This is a genomic window from Rhodomicrobium sp. R_RK_3 (assembly GCF_002198715.1).
Classification (GTDB): Bacteria; Pseudomonadota; Alphaproteobacteria; order Rhizobiales; family Rhodomicrobiaceae; genus R-RK-3.
This window is the reverse complement of record NZ_MWLK01000015.1, coordinates 324591-344074: the sequence shown is the minus strand read 5'-3', so window position 1 is coordinate 344074 and position 19484 is coordinate 324591. Positions and strand designations below refer to the sequence as shown.

The following is a 19484-nucleotide window of genomic DNA, read 5'->3' as shown; positions in this document are numbered from 1 at the left end:
GCGCGAGACGCTGATCGGGGCGCAGTCGCATCAGGATGTGCCGTTCGAGAAGCTGGTCGAGGCGCTGTCGCCCGAGCGCAGCCTTGCCCATGCGCCGCTGGTGCAGATCGCCTATACCCATCAACCGGCGGCGCTCGGCGCGCTACCGCCGGTGCCGAGCCTCAGCGTCGAGGCCTTCGGGCGCGAAGCGGGCGGCCAGCAATTCGATCTGGCATTGGAGACGCGGGAGGATGCTGGCGGCCTCATCGCCGGACGCTTCGGCTACGCGCTCGACCTCTTCCGCGAGGCGACGGTTGCGCGGCTCGCCAAGGATTATGCGGCGCTGCTGGATGCCGTCACCGCCGACCCCAGCCTTCGCCTCGATGCCATCGCATTGGTGAGCCCGGAAGAGCTCGACCGCCTCTCCGCGCCCTACCCTGCCAAGCCCCTTGCGGACGCGGCCGTTCACGCGCTGATCGCGGCTCGTGCCGCAGCCGGGCCGGATGCTCCTGCCGTGATCTGTGCGGATGAAACGCTCAGCCGCGCCCAGTTGGAGGCGATGGCCAATCGCATCGCGCATCGGCTATTGCGGCTGGGCGTCGAGCCGGAGGCCCGCATCGGCATCATGCTGCCGCGCTCGGGGCGTCTGATCGCGGCCTTGCTCGGCGTGCTGAAGGCGGGGGCTGCTTTCCTGCCGCTCGATCCGGCACTGCCCGCCGAGCGCATCGCCGCCATGCTGAAAAATGCCGGCGCCCGGCTGGTGCTGACGCATGGCGACCGCGTCAATCTTCGGGGCGTCCGAACCCTCATCCTCGACGATGCCAGCCTTGGGGACGAACCCGCGACCGCGCCTGCCGTCACCGTCCATCCTGAGCAGATCGCCTATGTCATCTACACCTCGGGCTCGACCGGCACGCCGAAAGGCGTCGCCGTGGCGCATGGTCCTCTGAGCCGCCACTGCCAGGCGACGGCGGAGGTCTATGACATGGACGCCGCCTCGCGCGAATTGCATGTGCTGTCGATGAGCTTCGACGGCGCGCATGAGCGCTGGATCACGCCGCTGATCGTCGGCGGAGCGGTGGTGCTGCGCGGCGAGGATGTCTGGAGCGCCGAGGAAACGCTCGCCGCCATCGCCCGTCACGGCGTCAACAATGCCGGGTTCCCCGCCGCCTATCTGCGCCATGTCGCCGAGCACGCGGCATCCATCTCCGCCCCGCCGCCGCCCGTCCGCCTCTACTCCTTCGGCGGCGAGGCGATGGGCCGGGCGGGGTTCGAGCTGATCAAATCGGCGCTGAAGCCGGGCTGGCTCATCAATGGCTACGGCCCGACCGAAGCCGTGATCTCGCCGCTCGTCTGGAAGGCCGAAGCCGCCAGCGCCAGCGTCGAAGGCGCGGCGGTCCCCATCGGGCGGGCGGTCGGCAAGCGCCGGGCCTATGTGCTGGATGGGAGCTTCAACGCCGTCCCGCAAGGCGCGCGCGGCGAACTCTATATCGGCGGCGACCTCGCGCGCGGCTATCTCGGCCAGCCCGGCTTCACCGCCGAGCGTTTCCTGCCCGATCCCTTCGCCGGCGACGGCTCGCGGCTCTACCGCACCGGCGACATCGTCCGGCTGATGGCGGATGGGCAGGTCGAATATCTGGGCCGCGCCGATGCGCAGATGAAGCTGCGCGGCTTCCGTATCGAGCCGGGCGAGATCGAAGCAGCGCTCGCCGAGGAGGAGACGGTCGCCGAGGCCGCCGCCGTACTGAAGCACGGCCCGGCCGGTGCGCGCCTCGTCGCCTATGTCACACCAACGCCGGGCGCTGCCCCCGTCCCGGCGACCTTGCGGGCAAAGCTCGCGGCAAAGCTCCCGGCGTATATGGTCCCCGCCCGCATCCTCGTGCTGGCCGCCATGCCGCATAACAGCAACGGCAAGCTCGACCGCGCCGCCCTCCCCGATCCCATCGACGACGCCGCCGAAACCATCATCGCCCCCACCACCGAACTCGAGCGCCAGATCGCCGCCATCTGGCGCGACGTGCTCAAGCTCGAAACCATCGGCACCGACCAGAACTTCTTCGAAATCGGCGGCGATTCCCTCGCGGCGCTCAAAGTGCTCACCGCCCTGCGCGCGCTGCTCCCCGATCGCCGGATCACCGTCGCCGAACTGTTCAGCAACCAGGACATCCGCAGCCTCGCCGCCGCGCTTACCGCCGAGGCCGTCAGCGGCTGCGAGGTGGTCCATCTGCGCCGCTCGGGCACGCAGCCGACGCTCTATTGCTTCCCGGGCCTGATGGTGAACACGCGGGAATACGCGCCCCTCGTCAAACATCTCGGCGAGGACCAGCCTGCCACCGGCTTCGTCTGCTACTCGCTCGCCGAAGACAAAAAATCCGTCGCCAGCGTTGAGCAGATCGCGCGCCAATATGCCGATTACATTCGCGAGCGGGAACGGGGAAAATCCTGCGTCATGCTCGGCTGGTCATGGGGCGGCGTGCTGGCCTTCGAGGCGGCGCGGATGCTGGCGGGCGAGGTCGAGGTGCGCTTCATCGGCATGCTGGACGTGTGCAATCTCGACGTCAATTTCGCGGTCGGCGCGCTGGCCGAGATCGACGAGGGCGACCGGCGCCGGCTCGACAGGCGCGTCGCCGAATGGCTCGCCCGGACGCCGATGCGGCACGATTGGGAAAACCTCTTCGCCCGCATGGGGCCGAAGCTCTACACGCAATTCCTGCGCTACCTGCAAACCATCGGCAGCGACCTGCCATCCGACGGGCCGGGCGTCGGCAGCAAGGAATATGAGCTCTGGACGTTTCTGGATAACACCCTGCTCTATCAGCGCTATTCCATGCAGCCGCTCGATGCGCCGGTGCATGTCTGGCAGGCGGAGGAGTCCGTCCGGCGCGGACTCGATCTGGTCGATTGGCGGCGCTATTCGCGGCGGGTGGAGCGCTCGGTCGTCATCCCCGGCGTCACCCACCGCGAGATCGTCGACGCAGCCGCGTTCCACGCCAGCTTCGCCGAGAGCCTCAGCGGCCGCTCATCCGGCTGAGGCCCGGTCCGCGATCCACTGGCGCAGGCTGAGCGGGCGCATATCGGTCCATACCGTCTCGATATGGGCGAGGCATTCGGCCTTCCGGCCCGAGAAGCCGGTGTCGCGCCAACCGCCGGGCACGTCGCGATGCAGCGGCCAGATCGAATATTGCTCCTCGCCGTTGATCACGACGCGGAAGGTGGTTTTCTCATCATCGAAGGACATCGGCGCTCCCTTTCCTGGTGCTCGATGGTGAGACGCATCCGGCGGGCGCCAATTTAAGCACGGGGGGGCCGGGGGGCGCGGCCTTCACGTGCCCCCCTCCGGCAAAAATCTCGGCCTCGGCGCGAAATCGGCTAAACGCGCGCCGGTTTCAATCGTCACACAACAGACGCGCCCTGTTTCCGTCGACATGGAGCGGGCGGCCGCATGAAGCGAGAAGTGCCGATGGAAGCTGACAACCGTCTCCGCCGAAGCGGCCCGTTCCGCGCGTTCTGCGCCAAGGGACACGCCCCGCTCAGCGTCGATGTCGAATGCGGAACGATCATCGTCCGCCGCGAGGGGGAGGCCGTGCTCCGCGCAAGCTTCGCGCCCGGCGATATCGGCCGCCTGAGCCTCGCCGAGCCCTGCCGCCTGCCGCCCGACGAGACATTACGCGCGGCCTCGGCGGCGCTGGAAGCCGTGCTGGCCGACGCGCCCGCGATCAAGGCCATCGCGCTGGACGGCGACGGCTGGCTCGGCGCGGAGGCCGACATGCTGCGCTCGGGCTTCGCCATCGATGCCGGCGGCGAACGGCACGTGCTGCCGGAGCTGTTCTGGCAGTTCCCCCGCTTCTGGCTGCCGGCGCCCCCGGCCGAGCCCTATCCCCAAACCCACATCCTAACCAACGGCCAGCGCCATCCGCGCCGCGCGCCAAAACCCACCGGCGAGGTTTACGCGCGCCACATCCCCTGGCTCGGCCAGACGCTCTCCTTCCGTGCGCTCGACATCGACACCGACCTCGCGCGCTTCAACCGCTGGATGAACGACCCGCGCGTGGCGTATTTCTGGAAGGAAGAGGGCGACCTCGACAAGCACCGCGCCTATCTCGGCGCCATCGCCGCCGACCCGCATATGCTGACGCTGATCGGCTGCGCGGACGGCGTGCCCTTCAGCTATTTCGAGATCTACTGGGCGAAGGAAAACCGCCTCGGCCCCTTCTACGACGCGCAGGATTACGATCGCGGCTGGCATGTGCTGATCGGCGAGGACGCCTTTCTGGGCCGCCACTGGATCACCGCCTGGCTGCCGTCGCTGATGCACTACATCTTCCTCGACGATTGCCGCACCCAGCGCATCGTGGGCGAGCCGGCCGCCGATCACCATCAGCAGATCCGCAATCTGCAGCGGTCAGGCTTTGCCTGCGTCAAGCATTTCGATTTCCCGCATAAGCGCGCCATGCTGGTCATGCTGCTGCGCGAGCGCTTTTTCGGCGACCGGCTCTGGGCGCCCAACGACGCGGGCGAACAACGCCGCTCCGCATAGTTTTCCGCAAAGCGAGGCAAGCTCACAAATGCAGCCTTCAACCGTCTTTCACGACCTCATCGGCGTCGGCTTCGGCCCGTCCAATCTGGCGCTCGCCATTGCATTGGAAGAGGCGGGTCGCCAGGGGCGGCCCTTGTCGGCGCGTTTCCTGGAGAAGCAGGAACGCTTCGTCTGGCATGGCGGCATGCTGCTACCGGGCAGCAATATGCAGATCTCCTTCCTGAAGGATCTGGTGCTGCTGCGCGACCCCACCAGCCCCTTCACCTTCGTCAATTACCTGCATGCCAAGGGCCGGCTCGAGGCGTTCATCAACCTGAAGCGCTTCTTTCCGAGCCGGATCGAGTTCAACGATTATCTGTGCTGGGTGGCCGCGCGCTTCGCCGAGAAGGTCGCCTATGGCGAGGAGGTCGTCGGCATCGAGCCGGAATCGGCGCGCGGGCCGGTGACGCATCTGGCGGTGCAGTCGCGCAATGCGGCCGGGCAGCTTCAGACGCGGCTGACGCGGAACCTCGTGCTGGCGGTCGGCGGGCAGCCAAAAATCCCGGCGATCTTCGAGCGGCTGCGCGACGACCGCCGCATGTGCCATTCCGCCGCCTATCTGGCGCGGCTGCCGGCGCTCGGCATCCAGGACCATCCGGCGACGCGGATCGCAGTGGTCGGGCGCGGGCAGAGCGCGGCGGAGATCGCGCTCGATCTGCATGAGCGTTTCGGCACTATCAGCATCGACATGATCGCGCGCGGCACGACGCTGAAACCGGCCGACGGCACGCCCTTCGTCAACGAGATCTTCAATCCGGACTATACCGATTTCATCTTCAACCAGCCGCCTGCGGTGCGCGAAGGCATCCTGGCCGAGTTCCGCAACACCAACTATGCCGTCGTCGATGCGGACCTGATCGAGCGGCTCTACCAGATCGTCTACGGCCAGAAGGTCAGCGGCGCGGAGCGGTTCGCGCTGCTCTCGATGCATGACATCAAGGAGGCGGCGGCGGGTTCGGGCCGGATCGAGCTGGCCATGCTGGACGGCGTCACCGGCGAGGCCAAGCGCGCCGCTTACGATGCGGTGATCCTCGCGACCGGCTATGATCGCGACGGCGGCGCGAAACTGCTGTCCGGGCTCGGCGACTACATCCCCGACCTGACGGTGACGCGGAACTACCGCGTCCAGACCACGCCGGATTTCTCGCCCGCCATCTACATGCAGGGCTATTCCGAAGCGACGCATGGGCTGAGCGATACGCTGCTTTCCGTGCTGGCGATCCGCTCGCAGGAAATCGCCAAGGAGATCTGCGCGGCGACGAATAAACGCCAGACCGCCGCATGACGGCGCGCGTAGCCGAGGCGGCCAATCTGGGCGATCCGGACCTGCCGCGGCTGATCCTGCGGCTGGCGCTGCCGGCCATTGCGGGCCTGTCGATCAACGCGATGCATCATCTGCTGAACATCTTTTGGCTCGGCAGGCTGGGCGCGGAAGCCGTGTCGGCGGTCAGCGGCGTGCTGCCGCTGCTGATCCTGCTCGGCGCGGTCGGCGAGGCCATTGGGGTCGGCACCGGGTCGTATGTGTCGAGGCTGCTCGGCGCGGGGCGGGGCGAGGAGGCGAGCCGGACGGCGACGGTCGGCATGGCGATCGCCATCGGCGCGGGCATCGCCGTCTCGCTGGGCGTCGGTTTCCATCTGGACAGCGCGCTCAGCTCGACCGGCGTCACGGAAGCCGCGTTCCCGCTGGCCAGGAGCTACATGGCGATCGTCCTGGTCAGCTATACGCTGCTGCTGCTGCAGATCTTCGGCGACTTCCTGGCGATTTCGGAAGGCAATGCGCGCTTCAGCATGGCGGTGCTGATCGGCTCGTTCACGCTGAACATGATCCTCGATCCGCTGCTGATCTTCGGCTTCGGCCTCGGCATAAAAGGCGCGGCGCTGGCGACGCTGAGCGCCCAAGTCGCCGCCGTCGCCGCCTATGGCATCTATTTCGGCGCCAGGCTGGGCGTGGTCTCCATCGCCGCGCGCCATTTCAGGCCGAGCTGGGCGATCATCCGCGAAATCCTGGCGGTTGGTGGGCCGGCGGCGCTCGCCAGCGCGCTGATGGCGCTCGCCTTCGCGCTGGTCTACGCCACGGCGGCGCAATATGGCGACGCGGCGGTCGCCGGGATGGGCGTGGCGCTGCGGCTGTTCAATGCGGGTGCGCTGCCGGTCTTCGGCTTCTGCCTCGGCGCGCGGCCGGTGATCGGCTTCGCCTGGGGCGCGGGCGACCGGGCGCGCGTGCTCGCGGGCCTGCGCTTCATGCTCATGCTCACGACGGGCTTCTGCGCCATTTACGGCGTGGCCATGCTGTGCTTCTCATCGCCCATTATGGCTTACTTCGCGCGCGACGCCGCGACCCACGAGGCCGGCTCCAGCGCCATGGTCGCCATCTTCGCGCTGTTCCCGCTCTTCGGCCTGCAATGCGTGCTGATCTCATTCCTGCAGGCTTGCGGCAAGGTGCGGCTGGCGCTGCTGGTGCTGCTCGCGCCGCAGGGCTATTTTCTCATCCCCGGCGTGCTGGTGCTGCCGGGCCTGTGGGGCTTTTCCGGGCTGCTCGCCGCGCCCGTCATCTCGGCGGCGCTCACCGCAATGATGGCGGCTCTGCTGCTGGCGCAGCAGGCAGGCGAACTGCGCCGGACGGCGCACGCCGCGCCGCAGACCGTTTCGGCCGGGCTTTAGGCTTGGCCTTTTGCGGGGCGCAAGGCAGCGGCTCGCCCGCCTCGTAGGAGGCGAAGCGCTGCGCGCAGTGAAGATGCGCGTCGCGGATCATGAAATTCACCAGCGTCGGCGACACATGCAGCGCCGCCGCGATCTCCCGCTGCGGCACGCCGTCGATCCGGTGCGTCTCGAAAGCGTGGCGGGTGCGGTCGGGGAGGTCGGCCATCGCCCGGAGCACCGCCCGCAGAGCCTCGCAATGCTCCAGCGCCGCATCCGGGCAGGCGCGCGGCGAGGCCACATGCTCGGCGCCGTCCTCCGGCCCCATCACCTTAAATTCGCGGCTGCGGCGGCGGGCGCAGTCGATGGCGAGGTTATGCACGACGCGGTAGAGATAGGACGGCAATTGCCGCACGCCGGCGTCGACGCCGTTTTCGCAGATCTTCACCACCGCATCCTGCACGATGTCCTCGGCGAGGCACCGGCAGCGCACCACGCGCATCGCCGCCTGCACGAAGGCCGGCCGCTTCGACGACAGAAGTTCGAGGGCGCGGCGCTGCAATTGGGCTTTCGGATCGAGGCTCTTCATCGATTCACCTATCTCCTCAGGCGCGCCATGACATACGGGGCGCCTATCAGGCAGGCCACCAGGCCCGCCGCCGCCCCTACCACCGATAGCCGAGTTTGACGGTGGCGTTGCGGCCCTGTCCGTAGGAGCAATATTCGTAAGGGTCGGCTCCCGTCAGACTGACCGCGCCGCAGGTGCCGATATAATCGTCGTCGAGCACGTTGAGGACGTTGAGCGCCAATTGCCAATTGTCCCATTGGTAGCGGATGGCCGCATCGACCAGCGTGTTGGACGGCACGTCATAGAGATTTGCCGCATCGCCGAACGTATCGCCGAAATAGCGGACGCCCGCGCCGAGCCCCAGCCCTTTGAACATGCCGGTGCGGAAGGTGTAGTCCAGCCAGATCGAGGCGAGCTGCTCGGGAATGCGCTCCGGGCGATTGCCGACATTATTGGCGGGGGTGGCGTCCTTGGTGATCTCGGCATCCCAATAATTATAGGCGCCCAGCACCCGCCAGCCGTTGTCGAAGTCTATGACCGCCTCGATCTCCAGGCCGCGAACCTGGATCTCGCCGGTCTGCGTGAACGTGCCGGGCACCGGCCCCGCCTGGGTGGCATTCTGCTTGGTGAGGTCGAAGACGGAGACGAGACCCCAGCTCTTGAAGCCTGCCGGCTGGTATTTGATGCCGGCTTCATATTGCTGGCCCTCTTCCGGCTTCAGCGCGACGCCATTGGTCGACGTCAGCGGCACCGGGAAGAACGAGGTGGAATAGCTGACATAAGGCGTCAGCCCGTTGTCGAAGAGATAGTTCAGGCCGGCGCGGTAGGTGAAGGCCTTGTCGTCGCTGGAGCCACCGTCATCCGCGATGGTGTCCGTTGGATTGTTTACCGCATCGTCCAGCTTATGGTCCGTCACTTTCGCGTCGACCCAGTCATAGCGCCCGCCGAGCGTAACCACCCAGTGGTTGTCGATCTTGATCTGGTCCTGGACATAGAGGCCCACCGTTTCCTGGGTCATCGACTGGTCAAGCGTGGACGGCGCCTTGGACTGGAAATTGGTGAGATTGCCGAACAGCACGTCGGCAATCGAAAGAAAGCCGGGAAAGCCATAGGACGGATTGGACGGATCCTTGACCAAATTCCCGAGCACGCCGAAACCCAGCTTGGAGTCGACGGAGAAGCGGCTGTAGTCGAAACCGAACAGCAACTTGTTGTCCACGCGGTCATATTTGCTGTCGATTTGAATGGTGTTGTCGACCTGGAACAGGCGCGCGGTTTCGTCCGCATCCTGCGCGCCCATCAGAACCAGATCGGGGCCAGCGCCCTGCGCTGGATAGACGGTCTGATAATCCGTGGACGCATGGTCGTAGCGCAGGTTCTGCCGGAAGGTGACAGCCGGATCGAACTTGTGCTCCAACTGATAGCCGATGCCCCATTGCTCGCCCTTCCAATTGGAATAGCCGGGCTCGCCGAGGAAGGTGTCGCGGGGGATGCTGCCATCGCGGACGGCTTCGGCCGGCAGAAGCTGCAAACTGTCGCTTGTGGTGTCCTTCTGATAGTTCGCCAGGATGGTGAAGGTCGTCGCATCCGTCGGCCTGAAGGTGAGCGACGGCGCGATGAAGACGCGGTCATTCTCGACGAAATCGACCTGGGTGTCGGCGTCGCGGATGAGGCCGGTGATGCGGTAGGAGACTTTGCCATTGTCGGACGGGGCGCCGAAGTCGAAGCCGACCGACTTGGCGTCCCAGGTGCCGTAGCTCGCCCAGATCTCGCCGAAAGCCTGATCCGGCGGCGTCTTCGAGACGACGTTGACGAGGCCGCCAGGGTTGTTGAGGCCGTAGAGCGTCGAAGTCGGGCCGCGCATGATGTCGATATGGTCGACGCCCTGCGGCTCGACGCGGATGCCGGTGAAGCTGAAGATCGGCAGGCGCAGGCCGTCGCGGTAGATGCCGGTGGTGTTCTGCTCGAAGCCGCGAATGATGAACTGATCGTAGCGGCCATCGAGCCCGTAGGGGTTCACCGCGATGCCGGCGCTATAGGCGATCGCATCGCTGAGCGTCGTCGCGCCGCGCTCGTCGATCTGCTCGCGCGTCACCACGGACACCGATTGCGGGATCTCGCGCAGCGGCGTGTCGGTCTTGGTGCCGGTCGAGGTGCTCTCCGCCACATAGCCGTCGATCTTTGTCGAGGGATCGCCGCCGGCTTGCGTTCCGCTATCCCCTTGCGGCTCGGCCGCCGGGGATGCGACGGTGATGCCCTGGAGCTGCGTCGGATTTTGCGCATGGCTCGCCCCGGCGGTTAACAAAAGCGCTGATACCGCGCAGCTATATTTCAGCGCGCCGATGGCGCCGCCCCTGGTCATGCCGATGATCCCCCCACCCCGATAAAACGCGCATGTCGCAACTGCCCGCCGACGCCCAGGCCCCCCGTCCGCCGGCAGCATGCGCACCAAAGTTAGGCACGCGCCGCCCGGAACAACACTGAAAACTCGTCAAGTCGATTGTTGAATGTGGCGGGCGCGATTATTGGAAATCGTTGCCGCGCGGGCGTCGCAGTTCACGGTAAATCCGTGTGCAGTCCATGGTTTGAACGCCCCCCCGGGCCGTCCGTTCGCGCGGGCACGGGGCAAGCAAATCCCCGCGACCACGGGCCCGAACCGCCGCCTTGGCGCGAGCGCTATTTTTCGCCGTCGAGCACGCGAAGCCGGCCGGGCGTCCAGCCCTGATGCGCGGGCGAAGGCGCGCGCCGTTCCTTCAGCAGCAAAGCCACCTCGTTGGCCTTGCGCCGCACATAGCCGTGCGAGACCTCGGGCAGGCGGTAGAGCACCTGGCCGTCGACGAGGCTGGGGAGAATCATCGATTTGGCCGCCAGTTCCGCCAGCGCCTCGATCACATCGTCAGGGGAGATCTCCTCGCAGGAGGCCAGGGCGACGGCGAGCCCCAGTCCAAATGGCCGGGCGCAGGCGGCGAGCCGGTAGAGCACGATCTTCTCGACGGGCCGCAACAGGCGGTAGCTCCAGTCGAGCGACGCCCGGATGGTCTGCTGGCGCGGCGGGGCGGTGCGGCGGCCACAGGAGAGCAGCTCCAGCCGTTCCGCGCCTCCCGCGATCAGCTCGGAGAGGCCGAAGACGTCGATATTGGCCGCCGCGAGCTGGATCGAGAGCGTGCAGCCGCGCAGCTTCCGGCAGAGCGCGACGATGCCCGCCACATCCTCCTCGCCGAACTCGAAGCCCGCGCAGGCGGAGGCACGCTCGACGAACAGGGCCACCGCCGGGTAGCTCAGCGCCTCCTGCGCCGACAATGCGACGTCGCCGGGCGGCACATCGAGCATCGGCAGCCGGTGAACCCACTCGCCGTCGGCGCGAAGCGGCTCGCGGCTGGTCGTCAGCAGATGCACATGCGGAGCCGCCCCCAGCAGCATCTCGGCAGCGCGCGCCGCGCCCCCGATCAGATGCTCGCAATTGTCGAGCAGGATCAGCATGTGCTTGTCGCGCAGAAAGGCGAGCAGCGATTTGCACGAACTGTAGTCCGGCAGCATGAGGGCGTTGGCGATGGCGGCAGGGATCGCGGCGGAGTGGTCGAGCGGCGCCAGGTCGACCAGGCAAACGCCATCGCGGTAGCCGGCGGCAAGACGATGGGCGACGGCGAGCGCCACGGTGGTCTTGCCGATGCCGCCCAGCCCGACGAGTGACAGGAAACGGCGTTCCGGCAGTTGCGCCGCCAGCGAGGCGATGATTTCGTCGCGGCCGATGATGCGTGATATCGGCATCGGCAGCGGCGAGGGATGGCCCTCGCTGAGGACGGCGTCCAGTTGCGACAGGAATGGCTTGCCGGCCTCCTGGGTGACGGCGGCCACGAAACGATAGCCCCGGCCCGATTCGTTCTGGATGTAGCGCAGCTCGCCGCGCCCGTCGCCGAGAGCGCGGCGCAGGCTGGCGATCTGTACGCGCAGCGTCGCCTCTTCGACATGGGTGCCGGGCCATGCGCGGGCGATCAGCGCCTCCTTGCGCACGAGCTCGCCGGCATTCTCCAGAAGCAGCAGCAAGAGGTCGAGGGCGCGCCCGCCGACCGCGACAGGATGGCCGGCGCTGAACAGCGCGCGTTCGGCAACGAGCAGACGGAAGGGGCCGAAAACATAGGCGGCGCTGTAGGATGTTTCGATCGGGATGCCGTCGCCGGCATCGGTCATGCGGCTGTTGTCTACGAGATCGAACGCTGCGATGCGAGTCGGCTGGTGAGACAATGTTCCCTCATCGGACTGGCTGCGGTCGTCATTTCCGGGCGCGCTCGATGCGTCCAAGTCGCCGCGAGGCGGCCAGGGGATAAGGGAGATGCGATCAGGGCGTCGCTGCATCCGGATCTTCACTGCACCGCCCATTCGGCTGGCGAGCCAACATCGGATGGGCAGACTACAAACCTATTTCCGCCGGGGCGAATGCGTTACGACGGTAACGGGAACGTGATCAAGAAGGGGCGGGCGCGCACCCTGCCCCCTGAACGGCTGCAACCGAGCCGGCGTGTCGCTCCGCGACCTTATTTGGTCTCGGCCGAGCGCCGCGCGCCGGACCTCGGAGCAAGCAGCCCTTGCGGGCGCAGGATCATCACCAGAATCAGGATGAGGCCGAAGGCCAGCAGCCGGTAGAGCGCGAAGTCGCGGAAGATCTCCGGCAGGCTGACGATCGCCACCGCGCCGAGAATGGCCCCGAGCACGCTGCCGAGACCGCCGAGGATCACCATGGCGAGGATGTTGATGGATTCCTGCAGCAGGAAATTGTCCGGGAAGACCGAGCGCTGCCATGAGGCCAGCAGCCCGCCGGCAAATCCGGCGATCGAGGCGCCGACGGCAAAAGCCTGAAGCTTGGCCATGGTGGTGTTGACGCCCATCGCCTCGGCGGCGATTTCATCCTCGCGGATCGCCCGCCAGGCCCAGCCGATGCGCGAATCGCGCAAACGCCGCGAGAGCAGCACGACGAGGCCGAGCGTCAGCAGGAACAGGTAATAATATTCGATATTGTGGTCGATGACGAAGCCGAGGAAGGAGGGCGGGTCGATCGAGAGCAGCCCGTTCGGGCCGCCGGTGATATTGACCGGGCGGTCGAGATTCACCAGGCAGATATAGGTGATCTCCCCGAAGCCGAGCGTGACGATGGCGAGGTAGTCGCCGCGCAGGCGCAGCGTCGGCGCGCCGATCAGCACGCCGGAGCCCGCCGCCGTGAAGATGATGACGAGCATCACCGCCGCGAACGGCAGATGCAGGCCGAAATGCGGGGAGGCGAGAAAGGCGTAGACATAGGAGCCGATGCCGAAAAAGGCGACGAAGCCGAGATCGAGCAGCCCGGCGAAGCCGACGACGATGTTCAGGCCGAGCGCCAGCAGCGCATAGAGGCAGATGCGCGCCAGCACGCCGATGACATAGTCGTTGGGCGCGAGCAGCGGCGCGACGAGCGCGATCAGCGCCAACAGGAAGGGGCCGTACCGGGTCAGGCGCTCGGTCATATTTTTTCCCTGTCCGCGAGCGGCTCGCCGAAGAGGCCCTCGGGTTTGAATATCAGCGCCAGGATCAGGACGGCAAAAGTGACGACGTCCTTGAAGGCGGGGTTGATGAAGGTCGAGGCGAGGCTCTCGATGACGCCGAGCAAGAGCCCGCCCATCATGGCGCCCTTGATGTTGCCGATGCCGCCGAGCACCGCCGCCGTGAACGCCTTGAGGCCGGCGGCATATCCCATCATGAAGTCGATCTGGGTATAGTAGAGGCCGATCAGCACGCCCGCCGCGCCGCCCAGCGCCGAGCCGAGAAAGAAGGTCATGCTGACGACGCGCCCGACATCGATGCCCATCACGCTCGCCATCTCGCGATCCTCGGCGACGGCGCGGATCGAGCGGCCGAGCGCGGTGCGCTGGATGAGCGTGACGAGCCCCCACATCAGCAGCAAGGAGATGACGATGATGACGATGCTCAGCACCGAGATGCTGACCCCGAGCACGTTGAAGCGCCAGTCGGCCGGGAACACCAGATTGGTCATATAGACCTTCATCCGCGCCCCCTGGCTGAGCATCACCGCATTCTGCAGCACGATCGAGGCGCCGACGGCGCTGATCAGCGGCCCGAGCCGCGAGGCGCCGCGCGCATAGAGCGGGCGATAGGCGACGCGCTCGATGACGACGCCGAGCCCGCCGCAGAGCAGCATGGCCGGTATCAGCAGAACCGGCAGCACCCAGAGCGGATTGAGGCCGCCGAAGGCATGGCCGATCAGCACGGTGAGCACCGCCCAGCCGATATAGGCGCCGACCATGAACACCTCGCCATGGGCGAAATTGATCATCGACAGCACGCCGTAGACCATGGTGTAGCCGAGTGCGATCAGGCCGTAGACGGCCCCCAGCGACAGGCCGAAGACCAGTTGCTGCGGCAGGATGGCGAGGATATCAGCCATTCTTCATGCTTCTCCGAGATAGGCGTGGCGCACTTCGTCGGCCGCGAGCAGTTCGGCCGAGGTCCCGGAGGCGACGATGCGGCCGGTGGTCAGCACATAGCCGCGCTGGGCGATCGACAGCGCGACATTGGCGTTCTGCTCGACGAGGAGGATGGTCATGCCCTGCCTGTTGATCGCCTGGATGATGTCGAAGACCTGGTCGACGAAGGCGGGCGACAGGCCCATCGAGGGCTCGTCCAGGAGGAGCAGGCGGGGCCTCGCCATCAGCGCCCGGCCCATGGCCAGCATCTGCTGCTCGCCGCCCGACATGGTTCCTGCCACCTGCGTGACACGCTCGCGCAGCCGTGGGAACAGGCCGTAGATGCGCTCGATGTCCTCGTCGATCTCGGCCTGCGGGCGGCCGCGGCGGACATGGGCGCCGAGGGCGAGGTTCTCCCAGACCGTCATCCGGCCGAAAATGCGCCGCCCCTCCGGGACGAGAGCGATGCCGCGGCTGACGATGGCCCGGGTGGGAAGCTTGTTGAGGGTTTGCCCTTCGAAGGAGACGGTTCCCGATGTCGGCCGCACCAGGCCGATGATGGTCTTCATGATCGTGGATTTGCCCGCCGCGTTGCCGCCCAGCAGGCAGGTGATCTCGCCTTGCCGCACGGTGAGGTCGACGCCGCGCAAAGCGATGACCGGACCGTATTGGGACACGATCTGCCTTAGCTCAAGCATCGACGGTACCGCGCCCGAGATAGGCCTCGATGACTTTGGGGTGGCGGCGAATCTCGGCGAAGTCGCCATCGGCGATCTTGACGCCGTAATCGAGCGCGACGACGCGGTCGGAAATGCCGCGCACCACGGTCATGTCGTGCTCGATCAGGAGAATGGCGACGCCGCGGTCGCGCACGCGCAGAATATCGGTCATCAGCTCGCGGGATTCGGTTGGATTCATGCCGGCGGCCGGCTCGTCGAGCAGCAGCAGCCGGGGCTCGGTCGCCAGCGCCCGCGCGATTTCCAGGCGGCGCCGGTTGGCATAGGAGAGCGAGCCGGCGAGGTCGTCCGCCTGCGGCAGCAGCCGCTCTCCGAACAGCGCGAGCAGCGATCTTGCGCGCTCGATCATCTGAAGCTTTTCCGCGCGCGCGCCAGGCAGGCCGAGCAGGATGCTGGCGAGCCCCGCCTTGGCGCTGCGAGCACAGCCGACCAGGACATTTTCGAGCAGCGTCATATGGTTGAACAGGCGCTGGTTCTGGAATGTCCTGGCCACCCCCATCGCCGTGATGGCGTGGGGTTTGCGGCCGATAATGTCCCGCCGGCCGTCGATGATGACGCGGCCGGCGGTTGCCGGGATCAGCCCGGTGATCAGGTTGAAGATCGTCGTCTTGCCCGAGCCGTTCGGCCCGATCAGGCAGACGATCTGCCGCTCCTCGATGGCGATATCGAATCCACGGACGGCCTGGATGCCGCCAAAGTTCTTGCGCAGACCGATCACCTCGAGGAGCGACATCGGAAGACCCTTACTTCGCGTTCGAAATGGTCTTGACCAGCTCGAAACCGGTGCCTTTGACCTGATAGACCGAGAGCGACTGCTTGGCCACGTCGCCCTTGGCGTCGAAGGAGATCGGCATGCCGAGGATGCCCTTGAAGCCATCGGTCTTGCGGACGGCGGCGCTGACCGCAGCGCGATCGGCTTTGCCAGCCCGCTTGATGCTGTCGAGCAGGATGTTGGCAGCCTCGTAGGCGAGCGGGCCATAGGAGCTGATCGGGCCGTACTTGCCTTCGAAGGTCGACACGAAAGCGCTGGCGGACGGGATCTTCTTCATGTCGGGGACGAAGAAGGTGACGTAGTTGCCTTCCGCCGCGCCGCCGGACGCCTGCACATAGTCGACCGGCTCATAGAGGCCGTCCGGGCCGACCATCTTCACCTTAAGGCCGACGTCGGGGAGCTGCTTGGCAATGAGCGCGGCTTCAGGCGCCCAGATGCTGGCATAGATGACGTCGGTGTCCTTCGGGATGGTGCCGAGAATGGCGCGGAAGTCCTTGTCGCCGGCGCGGATGACGAAGCGGGTCACCTTGGCGCCCATCGCCTTGGCCTGCTTCTCGGCTTCGTCGCCCTGGCCGCGCGGGCCGGCTGTGCCGTCATCGATGATGGCGATGTTTTTCGCCTTCAGGTCGTTGACCGAGAAGATCACGCCGGCCGGAGCCTGGAAATCGTCACGGGCGCACAGCCGGTGAACCGTCTTCAGGCCGCGATCGGTGACCTTGGGATTGCTGCAGCCGGGGGTGATCATCACGATGTTGGAGCGGTCGAGAATTTCCGACACCGGCAGGCAGGTGCTGCTGGTGATGCCCCACACGGTGCCCAGAATAGCCGGGTCCGCCGCAACCTTTTCGCCGGCGGCGACGCCGACCTGCGGATTGCCGCCGTCATCGGCCGGGACCAGCTCGATCTTCTTGCCGAGCACGCCGCCCTTGGCGTTCCATTCGTCCACCGCGAGCTGCACCGCGTTCGCGACTTCCTGCCCCTGCTTCGCCAGAGCGCCCGTGAGCGGCGCACCGACAGCGATCTTAATGACGTCCTGCGCGTTGGCGGCGAAGCCGCTCGTCAACGCCGCAGCCAGAGCGGCCGCCCCTATCAGCGAACGCTGTGTAAATGATCGAATGCTCATGATCTTTTCCCTTAACTTGACCTGCCGCCTCTGACGTCGCGTCAGCGGACAGCAGCCGCCGGCCGCTGCCGGACACCCCGAAACGGGGCGACGATCGGCGACGCTCGGTCTGAGCTGCACTATTGGTCTTTGCGGCTTGGCAGAATCGACGCCCCCGCCGGGCAACTACTCGCAGCAGCGGGCGTAGGGCGCACGTAAAGAAGTATAAAATCTTGTTCCCGGCCGCGCGCAGCACCGGGAAGCAGCCGGCCCCAGAGCGGGGTCGGATTAGACAGCGACAGCCAATCCGCAGCCGAATTCCCTCTCCCATGGGGAGAGGGTTAGGGTGAGGGGGTAATCCCTATCGGTAAGGCAGGACCTCGCCTCACGGATAGCCATTACTTCCTCACCCGGCACGCTTCGCGTGCCGCCCTCTCCCCATGGAGACCTTTGCAAAACTTCGAATCCTTCGCCCCGGCCGTGAGCCGGGGCCCACTCGCCTCTCCACTTGCCGCCGCGATAGCGGAAATATGATTGGGTCCCGGCTTGGCCTGACGGCCGTCCGGGACGACGGGAGAGGACCTTCGATACGCAAATGTCTCCCATGGGAGAGGGCTGGGCTGCGCGGTGTTGGGCGGCAGAGAGACGCGGTCCTGGCCGATGCCGCACCAAGCGATCTCTCCTAAGGCGCCGGTTCGACGGGGGTTGCGGGCTCGAGCGCGCCGCCGATTTCCGACCAGCCCTCGATGCCTTCGGGAAACCAGAAGACGCGGCGATAGCCCAGCTCGAGCGCGCGCTTGGCGGCGTTCCAGGACATCCAGCAATTCCGCAGGCAATAGAAGAGCAGCGGCGCGGCGCGATCGCCCTTCGTCAGGCCCGCGAGACTATGCTCGAAATGCGCCGCCATCGCCGGACTGAGCACGCCATAGCCGGTATTGGGCAGCCATAGGCTGCCAGGAATGCTGTCGTGATCGGGCACATGCCAGACGGATTGCGGGGGCAGGTTGGCGGGACGGTGGGGGCGCGGCATGACGTCGATGAAAGAGGCGGCTTTCGTCCGCCAGAGCGCCATGGCCTCCCCGCTCGTCACCACCGTCGCGCCTTTCAGCGTCGCGGGGGTCGGTGAGCGGTAGTCGTCCAGGCGGTAAGCGGAGGGCTCGGCAGGTGCGGCGACCTCCGCTGCCCGCGCTTCGAAGCGGGCGCCGCCGAGCGCGAGCGTCAGAGCCAGCCAGCCGAGCGCCCATGCCTTGGCCTGACGGCCCATTCAGTCCGTCTCGACCAGCGGCACGCCGTAAGACTGGAGGATGGCGTTGATCTCGCTTTGATGCTCGCGGATCAGGCGGTTGAGCTGGCGCTTCCATTCGCCGTCGCTCTGGCGCACGCCCATGGTGATGCGGAAGGCCATGTGCGGGCCCTGCGTCTCCTTCATCAGCGGCGTGACCTTCAAGGGCTCGCTCGACTGCTTGGCGTAATAGCCGCCGATCGGGCCCCACAATATCCCCGCATCGAGCTCCTTGGAGGCGATCTGCGAGACCATGTCGCGCGCGGGCGAGAAGAAGCGCCGGTCGACCATGAGCTGGAACGGGCGCACATTCCCCATCAACCCATTAATGGCGAGGTTGGTGGCGGGCGGCGTGCCGGCGACGACGCCGATCTTCTTACCCTGCAGGCGCGGGTCGCTCAGCGTTTCGACGCTGGCGAGCTCGCTGTCGGCGCGGGTAATCAGCGCATAGGCGGAGGCGTAATAATGGTTGGTGTTCAGCACCAGCTCGTCGCCCTGGGCATAGCCCATGACGATGTCGCAGGCCTTGGCGCCGAGCGTGTTGCGGATGAAGCCGGTCGCCTGCGGGAACCAGAAATAGGTGACCGGCACGTTCAGCGCCTTGCCGAGCAGGTCGGCGAGCTTGTTCTCGAAGCCCTCGCCCTTGTCGTTGGAAAAGGGCAGGTTGGCCGGGTCGGCGCAGACGCGCAGCTCCGAGCGGACGACGAGGTCCGAGGTCTGCGCCCAAGCGCCGCCCGCGAGCATCAGGGCGAGGGCAGCGGCCAGCGCCGCCGCACCTTGCCGCAAGCCTCGGCCCCGGATTGCCATCACATGCATTCCTTCTCGTTCTTGGTCGCCGTCTCCGGCTTGTCGGCGCGCTTCAGCGGACGCCCGCGCGGGATCGCCTCGTCGGAGCGGGCCTTCAGGTAGATATAGATGTCGTCGAGGAAGCAGGTGACGCTGCGATTATTGCCGAGCGCCGGCATCTTGCTGACCTGCCCCGCGCTGACCGTCTCGCGGCCGGCGGCGACGATCTGCAGGAAGTCGGGATAGCTGATGGTTTTCAGCGATTCCTTCAGCGCCGGCGCGTAGGAGCTGCCCTCGCCGTCCGGCCCGTGGCAGACATGGCACTCCGAATGATAGCGCCGGAAACCGCTATAGGTGTACCAGTCGACCGTGCCGTCTTCCTTGACGTTGTAGGTCGGCTCGTCGGTCTTATCGAAAAACTTGCCGTCCTCGTCGCGCACCGACGGCCCGCCCGCGTGGCTGGGCGTGAGCTGGATGGCGGCGAAGGCGGAACCGATGGCCAGACAGGCCAGAACTCTCGTGAAAACGCGCATGCTGGGCAAACTTCCTCCGGGCATTTCTTCTTCGTTAACCAACGCCGCGCCCCGGTGACA

Annotated in this window: 16 protein-coding genes; 4 read left to right on the top strand and 12 right to left on the bottom strand. The window is 66.5% G+C overall.

All coding sequences use genetic code 11. The features are described from left to right. A partial coding sequence (locus tag BLEFHOIH_RS08370; protein WP_245296913.1) for an amino acid adenylation domain-containing protein occupies nt 1-3010 on the top strand: 3010 nt, incomplete at its 5' end. Here BLEFHOIH_RS08370 and BLEFHOIH_RS08365 read toward each other — a convergent pair. Next, entirely contained in the window at nt 2999-3217 is a 219-nt protein-coding gene (locus BLEFHOIH_RS08365; RefSeq protein ID WP_088344287.1) for an MbtH family protein, read from the bottom strand. The genes BLEFHOIH_RS08370 and BLEFHOIH_RS08365 overlap by 12 nt on opposite strands. Nucleotides 3218-3421: 204 nt before the next feature. Here BLEFHOIH_RS08365 and BLEFHOIH_RS08360 point away from each other — a divergent pair, with 204 nt between their 5' ends. The 3 genes from BLEFHOIH_RS08360 to BLEFHOIH_RS08350 are packed head-to-tail and all read left to right on the top strand — an operon-like array spanning nt 3422 to nt 7216. Further along, the gene (locus BLEFHOIH_RS08360) at nt 3422-4516 is read left to right on the top strand and encodes a GNAT family N-acetyltransferase (RefSeq protein ID WP_245296912.1); all 1095 of its coding nucleotides are present in this window, start codon (nt 3422-3424) and stop codon (nt 4514-4516) included. A gap of 28 nt (nt 4517-4544) precedes the next feature. Continuing rightward, nucleotides 4545-5840, top strand: a complete 1296-nt coding sequence (locus BLEFHOIH_RS08355) for a lysine N(6)-hydroxylase/L-ornithine N(5)-oxygenase family protein (RefSeq protein WP_088344283.1) — start codon at nt 4545-4547, stop codon at nt 5838-5840. Beyond that, complete coding sequence (locus tag BLEFHOIH_RS08350; RefSeq protein WP_088344281.1) at nt 5837-7216, top strand: MATE family efflux transporter; 1380 nt, start codon at nt 5837-5839, stop codon at nt 7214-7216. The genes BLEFHOIH_RS08355 and BLEFHOIH_RS08350 overlap by 4 nt, the downstream gene beginning before the upstream one ends. On the opposite strand, the gene BLEFHOIH_RS08345 is transcribed toward BLEFHOIH_RS08350, so the two are convergent. From BLEFHOIH_RS08345 to BLEFHOIH_RS08295, 11 genes are all read right to left on the bottom strand, one after another. Next, nucleotides 7119-7781, bottom strand: coding sequence for a sigma-70 family RNA polymerase sigma factor (locus BLEFHOIH_RS08345; protein ID WP_088344279.1), 663 nt, complete (start codon nt 7779-7781; stop codon nt 7119-7121). The genes BLEFHOIH_RS08350 and BLEFHOIH_RS08345 overlap by 98 nt on opposite strands. Before the next feature lie 76 nt (nt 7782-7857). Continuing rightward, nucleotides 7858-10122 (bottom strand): TonB-dependent siderophore receptor, encoded by a 2265-nt coding sequence (locus BLEFHOIH_RS08340; protein WP_170937059.1) that lies wholly within the window; start codon nt 10120-10122, stop codon nt 7858-7860. 314 nt (nt 10123-10436) lie between these two features. Beyond that, complete coding sequence (locus BLEFHOIH_RS08335) at nt 10437-12002, bottom strand: winged helix-turn-helix domain-containing protein (RefSeq protein WP_170937058.1); 1566 nt, start codon at nt 12000-12002, stop codon at nt 10437-10439. Nucleotides 12003-12292: 290 nt separating this feature from the next. Further along, on the bottom strand, nt 12293-13255 hold the full coding sequence (locus BLEFHOIH_RS08330; RefSeq protein WP_088344273.1) for an ABC transporter ATP-binding protein: 963 nt from the start codon (nt 13253-13255) through the stop codon (nt 12293-12295). Next, nucleotides 13252-14193, bottom strand: coding sequence for a branched-chain amino acid ABC transporter permease (locus BLEFHOIH_RS08325; protein WP_088344271.1), 942 nt, complete (start codon nt 14191-14193; stop codon nt 13252-13254). Before BLEFHOIH_RS08325 ends, BLEFHOIH_RS08330 begins: the two co-directional genes overlap by 4 nt. A 3-nt stretch (nt 14194-14196) precedes the next feature. Next, nucleotides 14197-14910, bottom strand: a complete 714-nt coding sequence (locus BLEFHOIH_RS08320) for an ABC transporter ATP-binding protein (protein WP_088344269.1) — start codon at nt 14908-14910, stop codon at nt 14197-14199. Further along, entirely contained in the window at nt 14903-15682 is a 780-nt protein-coding gene (locus tag BLEFHOIH_RS08315) for an ABC transporter ATP-binding protein (protein ID WP_088344267.1), read from the bottom strand. Before BLEFHOIH_RS08315 ends, BLEFHOIH_RS08320 begins: the two co-directional genes overlap by 8 nt. A 10-nt stretch (nt 15683-15692) precedes the next feature. Beyond that, nucleotides 15693-16844: a branched-chain amino acid ABC transporter substrate-binding protein gene (locus BLEFHOIH_RS08310; RefSeq protein ID WP_088344265.1), complete on the bottom strand. Its 1152-nt coding sequence runs from the start codon at nt 16842-16844 to the stop codon at nt 15693-15695. Between the two features lie 661 nt (nt 16845-17505). Then, complete coding sequence (locus tag BLEFHOIH_RS08305; protein WP_088344263.1) at nt 17506-18087, bottom strand: PQQ-dependent catabolism-associated CXXCW motif protein; 582 nt, start codon at nt 18085-18087, stop codon at nt 17506-17508. Beyond that, nucleotides 18088-18912, bottom strand: coding sequence for a substrate-binding domain-containing protein (locus BLEFHOIH_RS08300; protein ID WP_170937057.1), 825 nt, complete (start codon nt 18910-18912; stop codon nt 18088-18090). Beyond that, on the bottom strand, nt 18912-19424 hold the full coding sequence (locus tag BLEFHOIH_RS08295) for a c-type cytochrome, methanol metabolism-related (protein WP_088344259.1): 513 nt from the start codon (nt 19422-19424) through the stop codon (nt 18912-18914). The genes BLEFHOIH_RS08300 and BLEFHOIH_RS08295 overlap by 1 nt, the downstream gene beginning before the upstream one ends. Nucleotides 19425-19484: the final 60 nt, after the last annotated feature.

Coding starts and splice junctions, on each gene's coding strand:
- BLEFHOIH_RS08295 (WP_088344259.1), bottom strand. CDS start 19,424: ATGCGCGTTTTCACGAGAGTTCTGGCCTGTCTGGCCATCGGTTCCGCC.
- BLEFHOIH_RS08340 (WP_170937059.1), bottom strand. CDS start 10,122: ATGACCAGGGGCGGCGCCATCGGCGCGCTGAAATATAGCTGCGCGGTA.
- BLEFHOIH_RS08365 (WP_088344287.1), bottom strand. CDS start 3,217: ATGTCCTTCGATGATGAGAAAACCACCTTCCGCGTCGTGATCAACGGC.
- BLEFHOIH_RS08360 (WP_245296912.1), top strand. CDS start 3,422: ATGAAGCGAGAAGTGCCGATGGAAGCTGACAACCGTCTCCGCCGAAGC.
- BLEFHOIH_RS08355 (WP_088344283.1), top strand. CDS start 4,545: ATGCAGCCTTCAACCGTCTTTCACGACCTCATCGGCGTCGGCTTCGGC.
- BLEFHOIH_RS08310 (WP_088344265.1), bottom strand. CDS start 16,844: ATGAGCATTCGATCATTTACACAGCGTTCGCTGATAGGGGCGGCCGCT.
- BLEFHOIH_RS08325 (WP_088344271.1), bottom strand. CDS start 14,193: ATGGCTGATATCCTCGCCATCCTGCCGCAGCAACTGGTCTTCGGCCTG.
- BLEFHOIH_RS08320 (WP_088344269.1), bottom strand. CDS start 14,910: ATGCTTGAGCTAAGGCAGATCGTGTCCCAATACGGTCCGGTCATCGCT.
- BLEFHOIH_RS08305 (WP_088344263.1), bottom strand. CDS start 18,087: ATGGGCCGTCAGGCCAAGGCATGGGCGCTCGGCTGGCTGGCTCTGACG.
- BLEFHOIH_RS08300 (WP_170937057.1), bottom strand. CDS start 18,912: ATGGCAATCCGGGGCCGAGGCTTGCGGCAAGGTGCGGCGGCGCTGGCC.
- BLEFHOIH_RS08315 (WP_088344267.1), bottom strand. CDS start 15,682: ATGTCGCTCCTCGAGGTGATCGGTCTGCGCAAGAACTTTGGCGGCATC.
- BLEFHOIH_RS08330 (WP_088344273.1), bottom strand. CDS start 13,255: ATGACCGAGCGCCTGACCCGGTACGGCCCCTTCCTGTTGGCGCTGATC.
- BLEFHOIH_RS08350 (WP_088344281.1), top strand. CDS start 5,837: ATGACGGCGCGCGTAGCCGAGGCGGCCAATCTGGGCGATCCGGACCTG.
- BLEFHOIH_RS08345 (WP_088344279.1), bottom strand. CDS start 7,781: ATGAAGAGCCTCGATCCGAAAGCCCAATTGCAGCGCCGCGCCCTCGAA.